The following is a 15,200-nucleotide window of genomic DNA, read 5'->3' as shown; positions in this document are numbered from 1 at the left end:
AAAAAAATCGTTGCCGGAACTTGGCTGCAGCCTCAACGCTGCACTGCAGCATAAGTTCCGGGACGATCTTTACGCCTCGGCGAGCGCGCGGTCGAGATCTTCGATGATGTCCTGGGGGTCCTCGAGACCAACGGACAGGCGCAGCAGGCCGGGTTCGATCCGCGCGGCGACCTTTTCCTCGTCCGTCAGCTTGGAGTGGGTGGTGGTGGCGGGGTGGGTGATGAGGCTCTTCGAATCGCCGAGATTGTTGGAGATCATCACCATGCGCAGGCCGTTCAGCGTGTTGAACGCCTCGGTCTTGCCGCCCTTCAGGAAGATCGACAGCATGTTGCCGCCGCCGGTCATCTGCTTGCGCACCAGATCATATTGCGGGTGGCTGGGCAGCAGCGGGTACAGCACCTGGGCGACCTTCGGATGGCTTTCCAGGAACTCCGCGACCTGCAGCCCGGCCGCCGACTGCGCCTGCACGCGCAGTTCCAGCGTCTCCATGCCCTTCAGCAGCAGCCAGGAATTGAAGGGGGAGATGGTGGGGCCGGTGTTGCGCAGGAAGGGATGGATGACCTCCGACGCGTACTTCTTGTCCTTGGCCAGGATGACGCCGCCCAGGCAGCGGCCCTGGCCGTCGATGTGCTTGGTCGCGGAATAGATGACGACATCGGCGCCGAAGTCGAACGGACGCTGCAGGACCGGCGTCGCGAAGGCGTTGTCGGCGACCACCACGGCGCCCGCCTTGTGGGCGAGATCGCAGACCGCCTGGAGATCGACGACCTCCAGCCCGGGGTTCGACGGGGTTTCCAGGAAGACCGCCTTTGTCGGCTTGGACAGCGCCTCTTCCCACTCCGTCAGGTTGGTGCCGTCGACGAACACCGTCTCGATGCCGTAACGGCCGCACAGCTCCTTCAGGATCCAGTAGCAGGAGATGAAGAGCGCGCGCGGCGCCACCACCCGGTCGCCGGCGCGCAGGCCGCTCATCAGCGCGCCATGCACCGCCGCCATGCCGCTGGCGGTGGCATAGGCCCATTCGGCGCCCTCATACTCGGCCAGCCGGTCCTCGAACATCGCCGAGGTCGGGTTGCGGAATCGCGAATAGACATGGCGCGAGCCGTCGTTGGCGAAGGCGTTCTCCGCCTCCTCGGCCGAGCCGTAGACGAAGCCGGAGGTCTGGTACAGCGCCTCGCAGGTCTCGTCGAACTGCGAGCGGCGGATGCCGCCATGGACCAGCTTGGACCGCGGGCGCAGCCCTGCGACGTTCGGATTGCGATGATCGGTGCGCGACATTCCGCAACTCTCCCCTGATGATCGCCGGTGGGGCGAGGCCGGCCGCAAACAAAAAACGCCCCGACCGATCGGGTCGAGGCGCGGACGCGGCTCGGACCTTTTTAGCGGGTTGTTTTACGTGGCCCGCAAGCCGGTCGACCAAATCACCACGTGGATGCGCTTGTACGACTGCCTATGACCGCCGTCAAGTGGGGCTAGCCATGACTTGCCGTCTCCTCTGCCCCTTGCGGCGAGGGGGATTTCGACAGCATCCCCTTCAAGTCCCCGAGCTTGGCCCCGCCCAGCAGTACCGCCAGCAGTCCGAAGGCCACCGCTCCACCGGCCACCAGCAGTCCGAGCGCGGCGAACCGCACCGCTGTGGAAGCAGCCGCCAGCCAGGGCGCCAGCACATGGTCGCCGACCAGCAGCGCCGCCCCCATGCCCGCCGCCGCCACCGCGATGCGCGGCGCGCGGCGCTTCAGCCGGTCATCCAGGTCGAACAGGCCGCGCCGGCGCATCGCCGCCACCAGCAGCCCGACATCCAGCCAAGCCGTCAAACCGGTCGCGAGCGCGATGCCGACATGGCCCAGCCAGGGCATCAGCAGCAGCGCCAGCAGGGCGGTGGCCACCGTTACGATCACGGCGACCCGCACCGGAGTCACCGTGTCGTGGCGGGCAAAGAAGGCGGCGTTCAGCGATTTCACGATGACATAGGCCGGGATGCCGACGGCATAGGCGGCGAGCGCCATCGCCGTGGCCTGCGCCTCCTCCGGACCGAAGGCGCCGCGCTGGAACAGGACGGAGACGATGGGCGCCCCCGCCACGCCCAGCGCGACCGCCGCCGGCAGGCCGAGCAGCAGGCTGAACTCCAGCGCGCGGCTCAGGTAATGGCGGACCATCCGCTCGTCCCCGGCGGCGACATGACGGGCCAGAACCGGCAGAAGGGCGGTGCCGATGGCGATGCCGATCACGCCCAGCGGCATCTGGTTCAGCCGGTCGGCATAATAGAGGAAGGACACCGCGCCCGACGGCAGCAGCGAGGCAAGCACGATGTTCAGGAATAGGTTGATCTGCATGACGCCGGCCCCGATTGCGCCCGGCCCGATCAGCCGGAACAGCCGCCGCATTCCCTCCGTCATGCGCGGCGGACGCAGCCGCAGGGCGATGCCCGCCTTGCCGCAGGCCCAGGCCATCCACCCGACCTGCACCGCGCCCGACAGGGTCACCGCCGCCGCCATGGTGGTGCCGGGCTCCAGCCCCAGCCGCGGGGCAACCAGCAGGGCGGCGACCAGCGTCAGGTTAAAGGCGATGGGGGCGGCGGCGAAGGGGCCGAAGCGGTCGAGCGCGTTCAGCACGCCGCCCAACAGCGCCACCAGCGAGATCAGCGCCAGATAGGGAAAGGTCAGCCGCGCCATGTCCACCGCCAGGGCGAACTTGGCCGGTTCGTCGGCAAAGCCGGGAGCGAGACCGTGCATCAGCCAGGGCATGGCGACGATGGCGGCCAGCGTGAAGGGCAGCAGCATCGCCAGCAGCATCGCCAACGCCTCCTCCGCGAAGCGGATAGCGGCGGCCCGCCCGCGGGTCTGCAACTCGGCGGCGAAGAGCGGAACGAAGGCGACGCCGAAAGCGCCTTCCGCGAACAGGCGGCGGAACAGGTTGGGCAGTTTCAGCGCGACGAAGAATGCGTCGGCGACCGGGCCGGCGCCGAGCACCGCCGCTGTCAGGATGTCGCGTGCGAAGCCGGCCAGCCGGCTCAGCAGGGTCAGGCCGCCGACGGTGGCGATGGCGCGTGCGAAATTCATCGCGGCGGTATAGCCGGCCGGGGAAGCGTGGCAAAGCCGGCTTTTCGGCGCAGTGGGTGCGGCGCCTCCGGCGCAGTAGGTGCGGCGCCCTTGGCGGTGGTCTACGTGGGTGGAGCAACTGTCCGGCGCTGCCACCTTGCCGGTAATGGCGTTGCGTCGGCATCGGCGTTACGGCATGCTGGCGTCCGCCTGCCGCTGCCGTCCGCATTTCCGCCGATGGACGCGGCCGGCGGACGATCCACTGCGTTCGGGGTATACGTGAAGCGGGCGCTCTGGCTTTTTTCCGGTTTCGGCGGGCGTCTGGTCCTGCCTGCTCTGGCGGTTGCGCTGGCCATCGCCGCCCTGTGGTGGATTCTGCTCGACCGTCTGCATCGGGAAGAGCGGCTGCTCGACCTGACGGCCCATGAGAAGACCGCCGTCGTCGCCCGCCTGGTTGAGGAGCATGCGGTTTCCACCTTCCGCCGGGTCGACGACCTGCTGCTGGACCTGATCGCCAACACCGAGCGCAACCGCGCCATGCGCCTGGATTCCCGCCGCGCCTTCGAAGAGGGGCTGGTGGTGGGCGTCCGCGTCTATGACGCCGCGGGGCTGCTGACCATGGGCGGGGGCAGGGCCACCTTCCAGGGGGCCATCACCGACCGCGACGAATTCCGCGTCGCCCGCGACAGCGCACCGCGCGGGCTGGTGATCGGCATCCCCTATGCCTCGTCGGAGACGCATGACCTGATCATCCCGGTGTCGCGCCGGCTGGAAAACGCCGACGGCACCTTTGCCGGCATCGCCGTCGCCGACCTTCCGGTCGAATCCTTCGTCCGCTATTACCGCGTGCTGGGCATGCCGCCCGACGGTGCGGCGGCGCTGCTGCGTTCCGACGGAATCATCATTGCGCGCAATGCCGGAATGAACGCTGCTTCGAGCCGCGATCCGGCCAACAGCGAGCTTTGGCAGGCGATTAGGCAGCGCCCGGTCGGCCATATGCGCATGATCAGCCCGATCGACGGGGTGGAGCGGATCACCGCCTTCCGGTCGTCGCCCGACTATCCGGTGATCGCGGTCGTCGGCGAATCGGTGGAGACGGTGTTCGGTCCCTGGCGCGACAACGCCCGCCTCTACATCGGCTGGGCGGTCGCCACCACCGTGGTGATCCTGCTGTTCTTCATCGCCTTCATCGTCGAACTGCAATGGCGCCGCCACACCGACCGGGCGCTGCGGGTGCGCAACCGGGCGCTGGCCTGGAGCAACGACGGCATCATGATCGCCGACGCCACCCAGCCGGGCATGCCCATCGTCTATGTCAATCCGGCGCTGGAACAGCTGCTGGGCGCGCCGGTCTCCGCCCTGATGGGCAGCGGCGCCCTGACCGCGCTTGAACGGGCGACGAACGACCGCGCGGCCCTGCAGCCGCTGCGCGACGCCATCGTGGTGGGCCGGGATGCGCGGGTGGAGCTGACCCGCCCCGGCCTTGTCGAGGACGGGGCGGACCCGCAGGGGCCGCGCTGCCTGGAGTTGAGCGCGTCGCCGGTGCGCGATCACGACAATCGTCTGGTCAGCCTGATCGCCACCGTCCGCGACATCTCCGAGCACAAGCGGGCTCAGGCGGCGCTGACCGAAGCCCGGCGGGAAGCAGACGTTGCGAACGTCGCGAAGTCGAAATTCCTGGCGGCGGCCAGCCATGACCTGCGCCAGCCGGTGCAGTCGCTGATGCTGCTGATGGAGGTGCTGTCCACCCGTGTCAGCGACGGCATGACCCGCAATGTCCTGGGCACCATGGACCGGGCGCTGGGCGCCCTGAAGATGCTGCTGGACGGGCTGCTCGACGTCTCGCGGCTGGAGGCCGGGGCGGTCGTGCCGGAGGTAACGGTGTTTCCGCTGCAGGAGGTGATGGAGCGCGTGGCCGCCAACAGCCGCTCCGTCGCCGTCCAGAAGGGGCTGATCCTGCACATCGTGCCGAGCAGCGTCCATGTCCGCAGCGATCCTATGCTGTTGGGCCGCATCCTGCAGAATCTGGTGGAGAACGCGCTGCGGTACACCGACAAGGGGCGCATCCTGATCGGCTGCCGCCGCCGGGGCGATATGCTGCGGATCGAGGTGTGGGACACCGGCATCGGCATCCCTGCCGACCAGCAGGAGGACATCTTCCAGGAGTTCGTGCAGGTCGGCAATCCCAGCCGCAACCGCGACCGCGGCCTCGGGCTCGGTCTGGCGGTGGTGCGGCGGCTGTCGGCGATGCTCGACCATCAGGTCAGGGTGCGGTCCACCCCCGGCGAGGGATCGGTCTTCACCGTGGAGGTGCCGATCGCCGACGCGCCGGCGGCCAAGACCGTGCCCGCTCCGCTGGCACCCCTCCCGGCCTTCGCCACCACCGTTCTGGTTATCGAGGATGACGGAATCGTGCGCGAAGGGCTGCGCGCCATGCTGGAGGAGTGGGGCTATATCGTCCTGGCGGCCGAATCCTGCAGCGAGGCGCTCGACCTTGCCCATCGCGGGCCGGCTCCCGACCTGATCGTCGCCGATTACCGGCTACGCGACGGCCGCACCGGGACCGAGGCGATCCGGGAGGTTCGGCTGGCGCTTGGCCGCATCCTGCCCGGTATTCTGGTCACCGGCGACACCGCCCCCGCCCGTGCGCAGGAGGCGGAGGCCGGCAATTTTCGCGTCATGCACAAGCCGGTGATCGCCGCCGACCTGCGCCGCGCGGTGGCCGAGGCGCTGGAGCCGCTTCTGCGCGAACGCCAGACGGTCGCCTGACCGGGTATCCGCGGTTGGTCAGGGGATCAGGCTGTTCAGGTCGAAATCCTGCGCGAAGGCGATCATGGCGCCGCAGGCGCTGGCCGACCCGACCCGCAGCACGCCTTCGCCGACGACCGTCGGGAACTTGCTCTTCTGCAAGGCCTGCTGGGTTTTGACCGGATCGGCGACGCGCAGCACGAAGCCGGCGAAGAAGGGCAGGGCGGCAGTGGCGAAGGCCGGGTCGGCCGTCCAGGCCCAATTCAGCCGTTCCGGCGTGGCGACCAGCACCGGGACCTGACCGTCGCCGCGCCCCTCGCCACTTTTGTGTGCCGGTTCCACCACGCGGGCGGAACCGCGGTCGGTGACGGTGCCGCCCAGCAGCTTGGCATAGGTCGCGGCGACCGCATCGGGATCGGCGGCGGCGATCACCAGCGCTTCCAGGCCGGTGGCACCGTTGGCGTGCTCCATCTGGTCGGGGCGCCAGACCAGATCGGGCGTGTGGTGCTGGCACAGGAAGACGCGGCCGGCCGGGGTGGCGGCCGGGTCGATCTGGGTGATGGTGAAGTTGGCGTCGCGGGCGCCGCCGGGCAGCTCTACCGGGCGGCCGAAATCGACGGGTTCCGACACCGGAAAGCCGGCGGCGGTCAGCGGCCCAACGGCGGCGCGGGCGTCCGGCGTCTTCAGCGCAATGGCGGCGATGCCCTCGCGCTGGCGCAGGAAGGCGGCGTAATGCGCGTTGGCCGGCCGCTGTTCCTCGATGCCCAGCAACTCCAGATAGGTGCCGGTCGGGAATAGGATGGTGTGGTTGGCCGACTTCAGCTGGGTGTGGTGGCCGCGCGGCGTCACGGTGAAGCCCAGCCGGCTATAGGCGTCGCGCGCCGCGTCCAGGTCGCGGGTGGCGATGACCAGATGGTCCAGTCCGGTGATGCCGTCGATGCTCATGGCGTCCTGCCGCTGTCGGGTTGCTGTGCCGCCAGCGATAGAACAGCCGGCCCGCCGCGGCAAGCGCGAAGCGGCCGGACCTCCCCACCCGGAGAGGCCCGGCCTGATCGTCACAGCGCCTGCTGCAGCTCCGGCAGCGCCTTGAACAGGTCGGCGACGAGGCCGTAGTCGGCGACCTGGAAGATCGGCGCCTCCTCGTCCTTGTTGATGGCGACGATCACCTTGCTGTCCTTCATACCGGCCAGATGCTGGATCGCACCCGAGATGCCGACGGCGACATAGAGATCCGGCGCCACGATCTTGCCGGTCTGCCCGACCTGATAATCGTTAGGCACGAAACCGGCATCGACCGCCGCCCGGCTGGCGCCCACCGCGGCGCCCAGCTTGTCGGCGATGGCCTCCAGCAGGTGGAAGTTGTCGCCCGACTGCATGCCGCGCCCGCCGGAAATCACGATGCGGGCGGAGGTCAGCTCCGGACGCTCCGACTTCGACAGCTCGGCCGAGACGAAGCTGGACAGCGCGGGATCGGCCACGGCGGCGACGCTCTCGACCGGGGCGCTGTTGGTGGCTGCCGCCGCCTCGAAGGCGGTGGTGCGGACGGTGACGATTCTCACCGCATCGGCCGACTGCACGGTGGCGATGGCGTTGCCGGCGTAGATCGGCCGCTCGAAGGTGTCGGCGGAGACCACGCCGGTGATGTCGGAGATCATCGCCACGTCGAGCAGCGCCGCGACGCGCGGCAGCACATTCTTGCCCACCGAGGTGGCGGCCGCCAGCACATGGCTGTAGCCGGAGGCGAGCGAAACCAGCAATGCCGCCACGGGCTCGGCCAGGGCATGCTCGTAGGCGCCATCGTCGGCGAGCAGCACCTTGGCGACGCCGGCCAGCTTGGCGGCCTGCTCCGCCGCCGGCGCGGCGTTGCGGCCGGCGACCAGGAGGTGGATGTCGCCGCCGAGCTTGGCGGCGGCGGTCACCGCATGGGCGGTGGCGGGCTTGAGGCCGGCGTTGTCGTGGTCGGCGAGGATCAGGATGGGCATGGCGAATTCCTCTATCGGGCGGAGTGCGGGGAGTGCGGAGACTTGCCCCCACCCCGACCCTCCCCCGCTCTCAGCGGACCTATGGTCCGCCTGCCGCGTCAGCACAAAGCGGAGCTTTGTGCGAGAGCTGGGCGGGGGAGGGGGAAAGTGCTGATGCGGGAGAGCGGCGGCAGTTCCCTCCCCTGCGAAGCGGGGGAGGGTTAGGGTGGGGGCACCGGACAGGCGCTCAGATCACCCGCGCCTCGTTCTTCAGCTTGTCGACCAGCGTGGCGACGTCCGGCACCTTGATGCCGGCCTGACGCTTGGCCGGCTCGGCCACCTTCACCGTCTTCAGACGCGGCGTGACATCGACACCCAGCGCGTCCGGCGTGACGGTCTCCAGCGGCTTCTTCTTCGCCTTCATGATGTTCGGCAGGCTGGCATAGCGCGGCTCGTTGAGGCGCAGGTCGGCCGTCACCACCGCCGGCAGCTTCAGCTCGACGGTCTCCAACCCGCCGTCGATCTCGCGCGTCACCGCGACCTTGCCGTCGCCGGCGACGACCTTCGAGGCGAAGGTGCCCTGGCCCCAGCCCAGCAGAGCCGCCAGCATCTGGCCGGTCTGGTTGCAGTCGTCGTCGATCGCCTGCTTGCCGAGGATCACCATCCCCGGTGCTTCCTTTTCGACCAGCGCCTTCAAAACCTTGGCGACGGCCAGCGGCTGGGTCTCGACGTCGGTCTGCACCAGGATGGCGCGGTCCGCCCCCATCGCCAGCGCCGTGCGCAGCGTCTCCTGGGCCTGGGACGGGCCGATGGAGGCCACGACGATCTCGGTCGCCGTGCCGGCTTCCTTCAAGCGCACCGCCTCTTCGACGGCGATCTCGTCGAAGGGGTTCATGCTCATCTTCACGTTGGCGGTCTCGACGCCGCTGCCGTCCGCCTTGACGCGGACCTTCACGTTGTAGTCGACGACCCGCTTCACGGGCACCAGCACCTTCATGACGGCGTGTCTCCTCTCGGATGGTGTTCTTGTAACTGTTCAGGCGGCGGCGGACAGGGTTTGCCCGCGCAAGGCTGCGACCGCATCGGGAAAAGGCAGGGAGGCGGCGGTAGTGCCGAGCGCCGCCAGGACCTCGGCCGGCGCGACCACGCCCCGGCTTCCGACGAAAGCGCCCTGGACGACGGCCAGCGCCGCCAGCCCGCCCCGCGTTTCCATGCGGTGTTCGATGAAGATGTATTTGTCGTCCCAGCACAGCACACGGCTGACCAGGGTGAAGCGCTGGAACGGCCGCAGCGAGCGGCGGTAGCGGATCGTCGCCCCGCCCAGCACCGGCTGCCAGCGGTTGCGCAGGATCGCCGGACCCAGGCCGACGCGGATCATCAGGTCGGTGCGACCCAGATCCATCACGCTGAAATAGCGCGCGTTGGTCATGTGCAGGTTGATGTCCAGGTCGGTCGGCCAGACCCGGAAACGCAGCGCCGACGGCTCCAGCAGCCCGGCGCGGCGACCGCGCAGTGCCGCGAAGATGGCGGCGGCGGCGACCGCCAGCAGGCGGAAGATCAGGTTCATGCCCGATCTCCCGGCCGTATGGCCATATCGGCAGCCCGCTGATGTCGCTGTCCCATCATGCTCCGATCTCCCCTTCTACAGGGCCGATCGGCGCATAAAAGGTGCCCGACCGGTCAGCTGTCCTTCGCGGCGGTCTTCAGCTCCGCCAGGGTGTTGTTGACCTGCTCTTCGATGTCGCGCAGCTCCTGCACGGTGGCTTCCAGATCCTCGCGCTGCTGGGCGAGGTCCTTCAGCCGCTTCTGCACCCGCTTCAACAGGTTCTTCTGCTGCTCGACCCCACCGTTGACGTTGTAGAGGTCGAGATATTCGCGGATTTCCGCCAGCGAGAAGCCCAGGCGCTTGCCCCGCAGGATCAGCTTCAGCCGGGCGCGGTCGCGCTTGGTATAGACCCGGTTGTTGCCGACGCGATTCGGCGCCAGCAGCCCCTTGACCTCGTAGAAGCGCAGGGCCCGCGGCGTGATGCCCAGCTCTTCCGCAAGCTGGTTGACCGTGTAGAGCTGTTCCATCCCTGGGAAGACCTTTTGTTTGCGTTCGGCATTGTGCGCCTTCCGTTTGGTAGCACAGCTGCCGTCGCGTGATAAGGCTTCCCTTTACGTCCGGGTCAGAAGGATGACTTCGGGTCATCCTCCATTCGATAGAGCCTGCTGCGCCTCGGCGATCAGTTCCTTCTTCGACAGTTTGCCGACGGCGGTCTTCGGCAGCTCCTCGCGGAACTCGATGGCCGTCGGCATCTCGATGCGGGAGATCTTGTCACGCAGGAAGTCGCGCAGAGTCTCCACCGTCAGGCTTGCGCCCGGCTTCAACTGCACGAAGGCCTTCGGAGTCTGGCCGCGGTAATCGTCGGGCAGGCCGATAACGCAGGCGGCGACCACGTCGGGATGCTGGTAGATCGCTTCCTCGATCATGCGCGGATAGACGTTGTAGCCGCTGCAGATGATGAGATCCTTCAGCCGATCGAGCAGGAAGACGTAGCCGTCCCCGTCCATCGTCCCGACATCGCCGGTCAGCAGGAAGCCGTCGACCACGGTGCGGTCGCTTTCCTCCGCCCGGCCCCAATAGCCGGCCATGACGTTGGGTCCGGCGATCGCCACCTGACCCTTCTCGCCGATGCCGAGCTTGCGGGCCGGGTCCTCCAGGTCGCGGATCTCGATGGCGATGCCGGGCAGCGGCAGGCCGATGGAGCCCTCCTTGTTGACGCCCTTCAGCGGGTTGGCGGCGCAGACGGGGGAGGCTTCCGACAGACCGTAGCCTTCGATCAGCACGCAGCCGGTCGCCGTCTCGAACTGGCGCTTCAGTTCCATCGGCAGCGGCGCCCCGCCGGAAATGCAGTAGCGGATGGAGGTCATCGGATAGCGGGCGACCTGCGGGTGGCCCAGCAGCGCCTTGTACATGGTGGGCACGCCGGGGACGAGGGTCGGCTTGCGCCTGGCGATGGTCTTCAGCACCTGTTCGGTCTCGAAGCGCGGCAGCATGATCAGCTCGGCCCCGCAGGCCAGCCCCATGTTCAGCACCACGGTCATGGCGAAGACATGGAAGAAGGGCAGGACCGCCAGCATGCGCTCCTGGCCCAGCGCCACGTTGGGGAACCAGGCCTGCACCTGCCGCGCGTTGGACAGCAGGTTGTGATGGGTCAGCATGGCGCCCTTGGGCACACCCGTGGTGCCGCCGGTGTATTGCAGCACGGCGACGTCGCGCAGCCCGTCGATCCGCACCGGGCGTAGCGTGCCGTCATTGGTCAGCAGGCTGTCGAAATCGACATGGCGGTCGTCGCGCGGCACGGCGGCGATCTCGCTGCGCTTCAGCACGCGGAACAGCGCGCCCTTCACCGCCGGCAGGATGGTCGGCATGCGGCAGACGACGATCCGCTTCATCGGCGTGCGCGCCAACATCGCCGCGACGCGCGGATAGATCTGCTTCAGGTCCAGCGTCACCATGATCTCGGTCTGCGAGTCGGTGATCTGGTGCTCCAACTCCCGCTCGACATAGAGCGGGTTGTAGTTCACCACGGTCCCGCCGGCCTTCAGCACCGCGAAATAGGAGATGACGTAGGTCGGGCAGTTGGGCAGGCACAGCCCCACCCGCACCCCCGGCCCGACGCCCATGTCCTGAAATCCGCGGGCGGCGCGGTTCACCAGGGTCAGAACCTCGGCGTAGGTGTAGCGGCGGCCCATGAAGTCCAGGCAGGGACGGTCGCCATAGCGCCCGGCCGCCTCCTCGAACAGCATGTGCAGCGGCATCGGCGTGAAGGTCTGGTCCCAGGCAATCCCCTTGGGATAGTGCGCCAGCCAGGGATGGGCGGCGTTCTCTGCGGCAGCGGTGGACGGGTTGGCGCTCTGCGCAAGCGGCTCGGGCATGTTTCGCTCCCCTTGGCGGTGGCGCGTTCCGGATCACCTGGCTGCCGCAATCAGTGGCGCGGGCGTCTGAAACGCTTTCGTTATGACGTTGACGTAAACGTAATGCGCGCCTACTGTCAAGACCAGTCCTACGAACAATCCTGAGGGCACGCTTTCATGGTCGACGACATTCTGCAGGAACTGCGCAGCCGCAGCGGTGATCTGCGCTCACTCAACGCATCGGTCCGCTTCCTGCTGGGCAAGGAGGGGGAGGTGATTCGGGTCGATGGCCGCGCCAGCCCGATCAGCATCAGCCGCGACGACGCCGAATCCGACTGCACCATCCGCATCTCGCCGGAAAACCTGCAAAAGCTCATCAACGGCAAGCTGAACCCGATGCTGGCCTTCACCATGGGCAAGCTGAAGGTCGAAGGTTCGATGGGCGTTGCGATGAAGCTGGCGCAGCTGCTGGACGACTGACGAAGCGGCCGGAAGAGCCGCCTGAAGAGCTGGCAACCACACCCAACCGGGAGGAAACGAACATGACGATGACGCGCACCAAATGCGCCACCCTGTCCGCTGCCCTGATGGCGGCCACGCTGCTGACCGGACTGCCGGGTGCGGCTTTCGCGCAGGCGACTGCGCGCACGCTGACCTACCAGGTCCTGATGGGCGAGGATCCCATCGGCACCGAACAGGTGAAGATCGAACCGCAGGGCGACCGCACCAAGGTCACCGTCACCGCCACCACGCGGGTGAAGGTGCTGTTCATCAACTTCCGCTACGACCACAAGCGGGAGGAGATGTGGAAGGGCGGCGTTCTGGACTCGATGACCGCCACCACCGACGACGACGGCACCCCGCACAAGATCGACATGGCGCGCGATGCCGGCGGCTATCGCCTGACGGTAGACGGCAAGGCCCAGCAGGTTCCGGCGAGCGTCCTGCCGCTGACGCTGTGGACGCCGGATGTGCTGAAGCACCGCGAGCTTCTGTCGGTGATCGACGCCGCCCCCTACAAGGTGGCTTCGCGCAAGATCGGGGCGGAGACGGTGGAGGCCGGCGGCAGGGCGACGGAGGCCGCTCATCACCGCATCGAGGGCGATGTGGAACGCGACCTGTGGTATGCGGCGGACGGCACGCTGCTGAAGACGCGCTTCAAACGCAGCGGCTATGATATCACCTATGTCCTGAAGTGAATTTTGCCCATTGAGGACCCGATGCCCATCTTCCTGTTCCCCGACGACCCCTTCTGGAACGAAGAGGCCGACGCCGTGGAGTTCGCGGTGCAGGTCGGGGAATATCAGGGCCGGGTCTTCGTCACCCGCCGTACCCTGCAGGGCATCGTCGGCCATACGCCGAAGCCGGACGAGGCGGTTCAGCAGGTCTGCATGAACCGCACCCTGTTCGAACGGGCGACCGAACAGCGCATCATGGCCCGCGCGCTCGATCCCGATGCCAACGTTCACCTGACCGGCCGCGACCTTCACCGCGCGGCCGGCTGAACCGAAGACTCAGCGCCCGTCGATCAATCCAGATGGGCGTAGCGGCCGCGGAAATACAGCAGCGGCTCGCCGTCCTCGCGTGAGGCCAGATTGCGGACGCGGCCCAGCACGATGACGTGATCGCCGCCGTCCAGCAGATGCTCGCGGTCGCATTCCAGCGTGGCGAGGCAGCCGGTCAGCAGGCGCACGCCGCCGCGGCCGGTGGTGGTTTCCAGCCCGGCCCAGCGCTCCTGCAGGTCGCGGCGGGAGAAGCGGTTCGACAGCTCCTCCTGGTCGGCGGCCAGGATGTTCACGGCGAAATGCGGCGCGACGTTGAAGGCCTCGAACGACATCGCGGCACGGCCCAGGCAGAACTGCACCAGCGGCGGATCGAGCGACACGGACGAAAAGGAGTTCACCGTCACCCCCAGCGGCAGCCCGTCGGGCGCGATGGTGGTGATGACGGCGATCCCGGTGGCGAAGCAGCCGAGGGCGGAACGGAACGCAAGGGGATCGATCGGCTGTTCGGTGGTCATGACGTCCTGTGGTGTGGGCCGAAGTGGAAGGGGCGAGCGGAGAAGTGGGCAGGGGACCCGTGCAAAGCCCCCGCATTGGTAGAAGATGACACTCAAAGTAGGAAATACCGCGAATTAATCCAGCACGCCATCCGGCGCAAGCCGGATCTCCGTTGCATCCCCAGCCCCGTCTCCGCTGCACCTCCCCTGGAGGCAACGTCGTTAAACGGATCTTAATCAAACCCGGTCAGGGTTTTGCCGCGGCGGACTGCCGCCGCGTCCACCGCGGCGCCACGCGCGGAAAACGGCCTTCGGGCCTTAAACCATTCGCCACGGCCAGGGCATGAGCGGGAATTCCGGCGGCGACGAGCGGCCAATCATCATCAAGAAGAAGAAGGGCGGGCACGGCGGCCACCATGGTGGCGCGTGGAAGGTGGCCTATGCCGACTTCGTGACCGCGATGATGGCCTTCTTCCTGCTGCTGTGGCTGCTGAACGTCACCACCTCGGACCAGCGCAAGGGCATCGCCGACTATTTCTCGCCCGTGTCGGTCAGCCGTGAACAGTCCGGCTCCGGCGGCATGCTGGGCGGCAAGACCATCACCGTGCCGGGCGCGCAGGTCTCCCCCAGTTCACCGATGTCGGCCGACGTTCCGGTGTCGGGCCCGCCCGGCTATTCGGCGCAGCAGACCGACGATGCCGACGACCCGACCGAGTCCACGTCAGGTCCCGGCCAGGGCACCGGTCCCGGAAAGCCCGGCGCCGCAGCAGCGGATGCTGACGTCGCCGACCAGAAGCCGAGCGAGACCCGGGCCGAGTTCCAGAAGCGGATGGAGGAGATGGCCAAGCAGCTCGGCATCCCCGGCCAGAAGCCCGGCGAGAAGCTGTCCGACTTCGGCGAGCGGGTGAAGGAGGCGATGGACAGCCTGCAGGGCGCGGCCAAGGAAGCCCGCCAGTTCCAGCAGGCGGCGACCGAGATCCGCCAGGCGATCCAGTCGGTGCCGGAACTGGAGCCACTGGCCCAGAACCTGATGATCGATCAGACGCCGGAGGGCTTGCGCATCCAGATCGTCGACCAGGACCGCGTGTCGATGTTCCCCGGCGGCTCCGGCCAGATGTATCCGCAGACCCGCCAGTTGGTGCAGCAGGTGGCGAAGGCGCTGTCGAAACTGCCCAACAAGCTGTCGATCAGCGGCCATACCGACTCCACGCCGTTCCCCGCCGGGTCCGGCCGCGACAACTGGGATCTGTCGAGCGAACGTGCCAACGCCACCCGCCGCGCCCTGCTGGCCGGCGGCATCGACCCGTCGCGAATCCAGACCGTCGTCGGCAAGGCGGACACCGATCCGCTGGTCGCCGATCAACCCAACAGCCCGCGCAACCGCCGCATCACCATGGTCCTGCTGCGCGAAACCCAGGCGGCTCCGGCGGCCGGCGGCCAGTCCGGCGGCGGCGGTGCTCCCACCAAAGCACGATAAGTCATCGGCGGCGCCGGTACTTTGGCGCTAATTTCCGGGATCGTCCGCGTCTGAATTCTTGCTTTGTCATTGCGTCG

14 protein-coding genes and 1 riboswitch are annotated in these 15,200 nt (G+C 68.0%); of the genes, 5 read left to right on the top strand and 9 right to left on the bottom strand.

Annotated elements, in window-relative coordinates; translation table 11 throughout:
* Positions 1-69: 69 nt before the first annotated feature.
* Together metZ and murJ are read right to left on the bottom strand one after the other, a co-directional pair.
* Complete coding sequence (metZ, locus tag B9N97_RS20205) at positions 70-1,278, bottom strand: O-succinylhomoserine sulfhydrylase (RefSeq protein WP_085089541.1); 1,209 nt, start codon at positions 1,276-1,278, stop codon at positions 70-72.
* Between the two features lie 80 nt (positions 1,279-1,358).
* A riboswitch (SAM riboswitch) is annotated at positions 1,359-1,438 on the bottom strand.
* A gap of 34 nt (positions 1,439-1,472) precedes the next feature.
* Positions 1,473-3,059 carry a murein biosynthesis integral membrane protein MurJ gene (gene murJ, locus B9N97_RS20200; protein ID WP_085089540.1) on the bottom strand — a complete coding sequence of 529 codons (1,587 nt, stop codon included), beginning with the start codon at positions 3,057-3,059 and terminating at the stop codon, positions 1,473-1,475.
* A gap of 258 nt (positions 3,060-3,317) precedes the next feature.
* Between murJ and B9N97_RS20195 the strand changes: the two genes are divergently transcribed.
* The gene (locus tag B9N97_RS20195; RefSeq protein WP_244560804.1) at positions 3,318-5,807 is read left to right on the top strand and encodes an ATP-binding protein; all 2,490 of its coding nucleotides are present in this window, start codon (positions 3,318-3,320) and stop codon (positions 5,805-5,807) included.
* Positions 5,808-5,825: 18 nt separating this feature from the next.
* On the opposite strand, the gene B9N97_RS20190 is transcribed toward B9N97_RS20195, so the two are convergent.
* From B9N97_RS20190 to B9N97_RS20165, 6 genes are all read right to left on the bottom strand, one after another.
* Positions 5,826-6,731: a VOC family protein gene (locus tag B9N97_RS20190; RefSeq protein ID WP_085089538.1), complete on the bottom strand. Its 906-nt coding sequence runs from the start codon at positions 6,729-6,731 to the stop codon at positions 5,826-5,828.
* Between the two features lie 110 nt (positions 6,732-6,841).
* Positions 6,842-7,768, bottom strand: coding sequence for an electron transfer flavoprotein subunit alpha/FixB family protein (locus tag B9N97_RS20185; RefSeq protein ID WP_085089537.1), 927 nt, complete (start codon positions 7,766-7,768; stop codon positions 6,842-6,844).
* A gap of 226 nt (positions 7,769-7,994) precedes the next feature.
* Positions 7,995-8,744, bottom strand: coding sequence for an electron transfer flavoprotein subunit beta/FixA family protein (locus tag B9N97_RS20180; RefSeq protein WP_085089536.1), 750 nt, complete (start codon positions 8,742-8,744; stop codon positions 7,995-7,997).
* Between the two features lie 39 nt (positions 8,745-8,783).
* On the bottom strand, positions 8,784-9,314 hold the full coding sequence (locus tag B9N97_RS20175) for a thioesterase family protein (protein ID WP_085089535.1): 531 nt from the start codon (positions 9,312-9,314) through the stop codon (positions 8,784-8,786).
* A gap of 113 nt (positions 9,315-9,427) precedes the next feature.
* Positions 9,428-9,820 (bottom strand): MerR family transcriptional regulator, encoded by a 393-nt coding sequence (locus tag B9N97_RS20170; protein ID WP_085089534.1) that lies wholly within the window; start codon positions 9,818-9,820, stop codon positions 9,428-9,430.
* A gap of 114 nt (positions 9,821-9,934) precedes the next feature.
* Positions 9,935-11,668: a long-chain-fatty-acid--CoA ligase gene (locus B9N97_RS20165; protein ID WP_085089533.1), complete on the bottom strand. Its 1,734-nt coding sequence runs from the start codon at positions 11,666-11,668 to the stop codon at positions 9,935-9,937.
* A 156-nt stretch (positions 11,669-11,824) separates the two neighbouring features.
* Between B9N97_RS20165 and B9N97_RS20160 the strand changes: the two genes are divergently transcribed.
* The 3 genes from B9N97_RS20160 to B9N97_RS20150 all read left to right on the top strand — a co-directional run bounded on the left by B9N97_RS20160 (position 11,825) and on the right by B9N97_RS20150 (position 13,152).
* Positions 11,825-12,127 (top strand): SCP2 sterol-binding domain-containing protein, encoded by a 303-nt coding sequence (locus B9N97_RS20160; RefSeq protein ID WP_085089532.1) that lies wholly within the window; start codon positions 11,825-11,827, stop codon positions 12,125-12,127.
* A 62-nt stretch (positions 12,128-12,189) separates the two neighbouring features.
* Positions 12,190-12,846 carry a DUF6134 family protein gene (locus tag B9N97_RS20155; RefSeq protein WP_085089531.1) on the top strand — a complete coding sequence of 219 codons (657 nt, stop codon included), beginning with the start codon at positions 12,190-12,192 and terminating at the stop codon, positions 12,844-12,846.
* A 21-nt stretch (positions 12,847-12,867) separates the two neighbouring features.
* Positions 12,868-13,152, top strand: a complete 285-nt coding sequence (locus tag B9N97_RS20150) for a DUF1488 family protein (protein WP_085089530.1) — start codon at positions 12,868-12,870, stop codon at positions 13,150-13,152.
* 23 nt (positions 13,153-13,175) lie between these two features.
* Here B9N97_RS20150 and B9N97_RS20145 read toward each other — a convergent pair whose 3' ends face one another.
* Positions 13,176-13,667: a flavin reductase family protein gene (locus tag B9N97_RS20145; RefSeq protein WP_085089529.1), complete on the bottom strand. Its 492-nt coding sequence runs from the start codon at positions 13,665-13,667 to the stop codon at positions 13,176-13,178.
* Between the two features lie 322 nt (positions 13,668-13,989).
* On the opposite strand from B9N97_RS20145, the gene B9N97_RS20140 reads away from it, so the two are divergent.
* Entirely contained in the window at positions 13,990-15,123 is a 1,134-nt protein-coding gene (locus B9N97_RS20140; protein ID WP_085089528.1) for a flagellar motor protein MotB, read from the top strand.
* Positions 15,124-15,200: the final 77 nt, after the last annotated feature.

Source organism: Azospirillum oryzae (genome assembly GCF_900177515.1).
Classification (GTDB): Bacteria; Pseudomonadota; Alphaproteobacteria; order Azospirillales; family Azospirillaceae; genus Azospirillum; species Azospirillum oryzae_A.
Note: the sequence above shows the minus strand (reverse complement) of the source record. Positions and strands in the feature narration are given on the sequence as shown.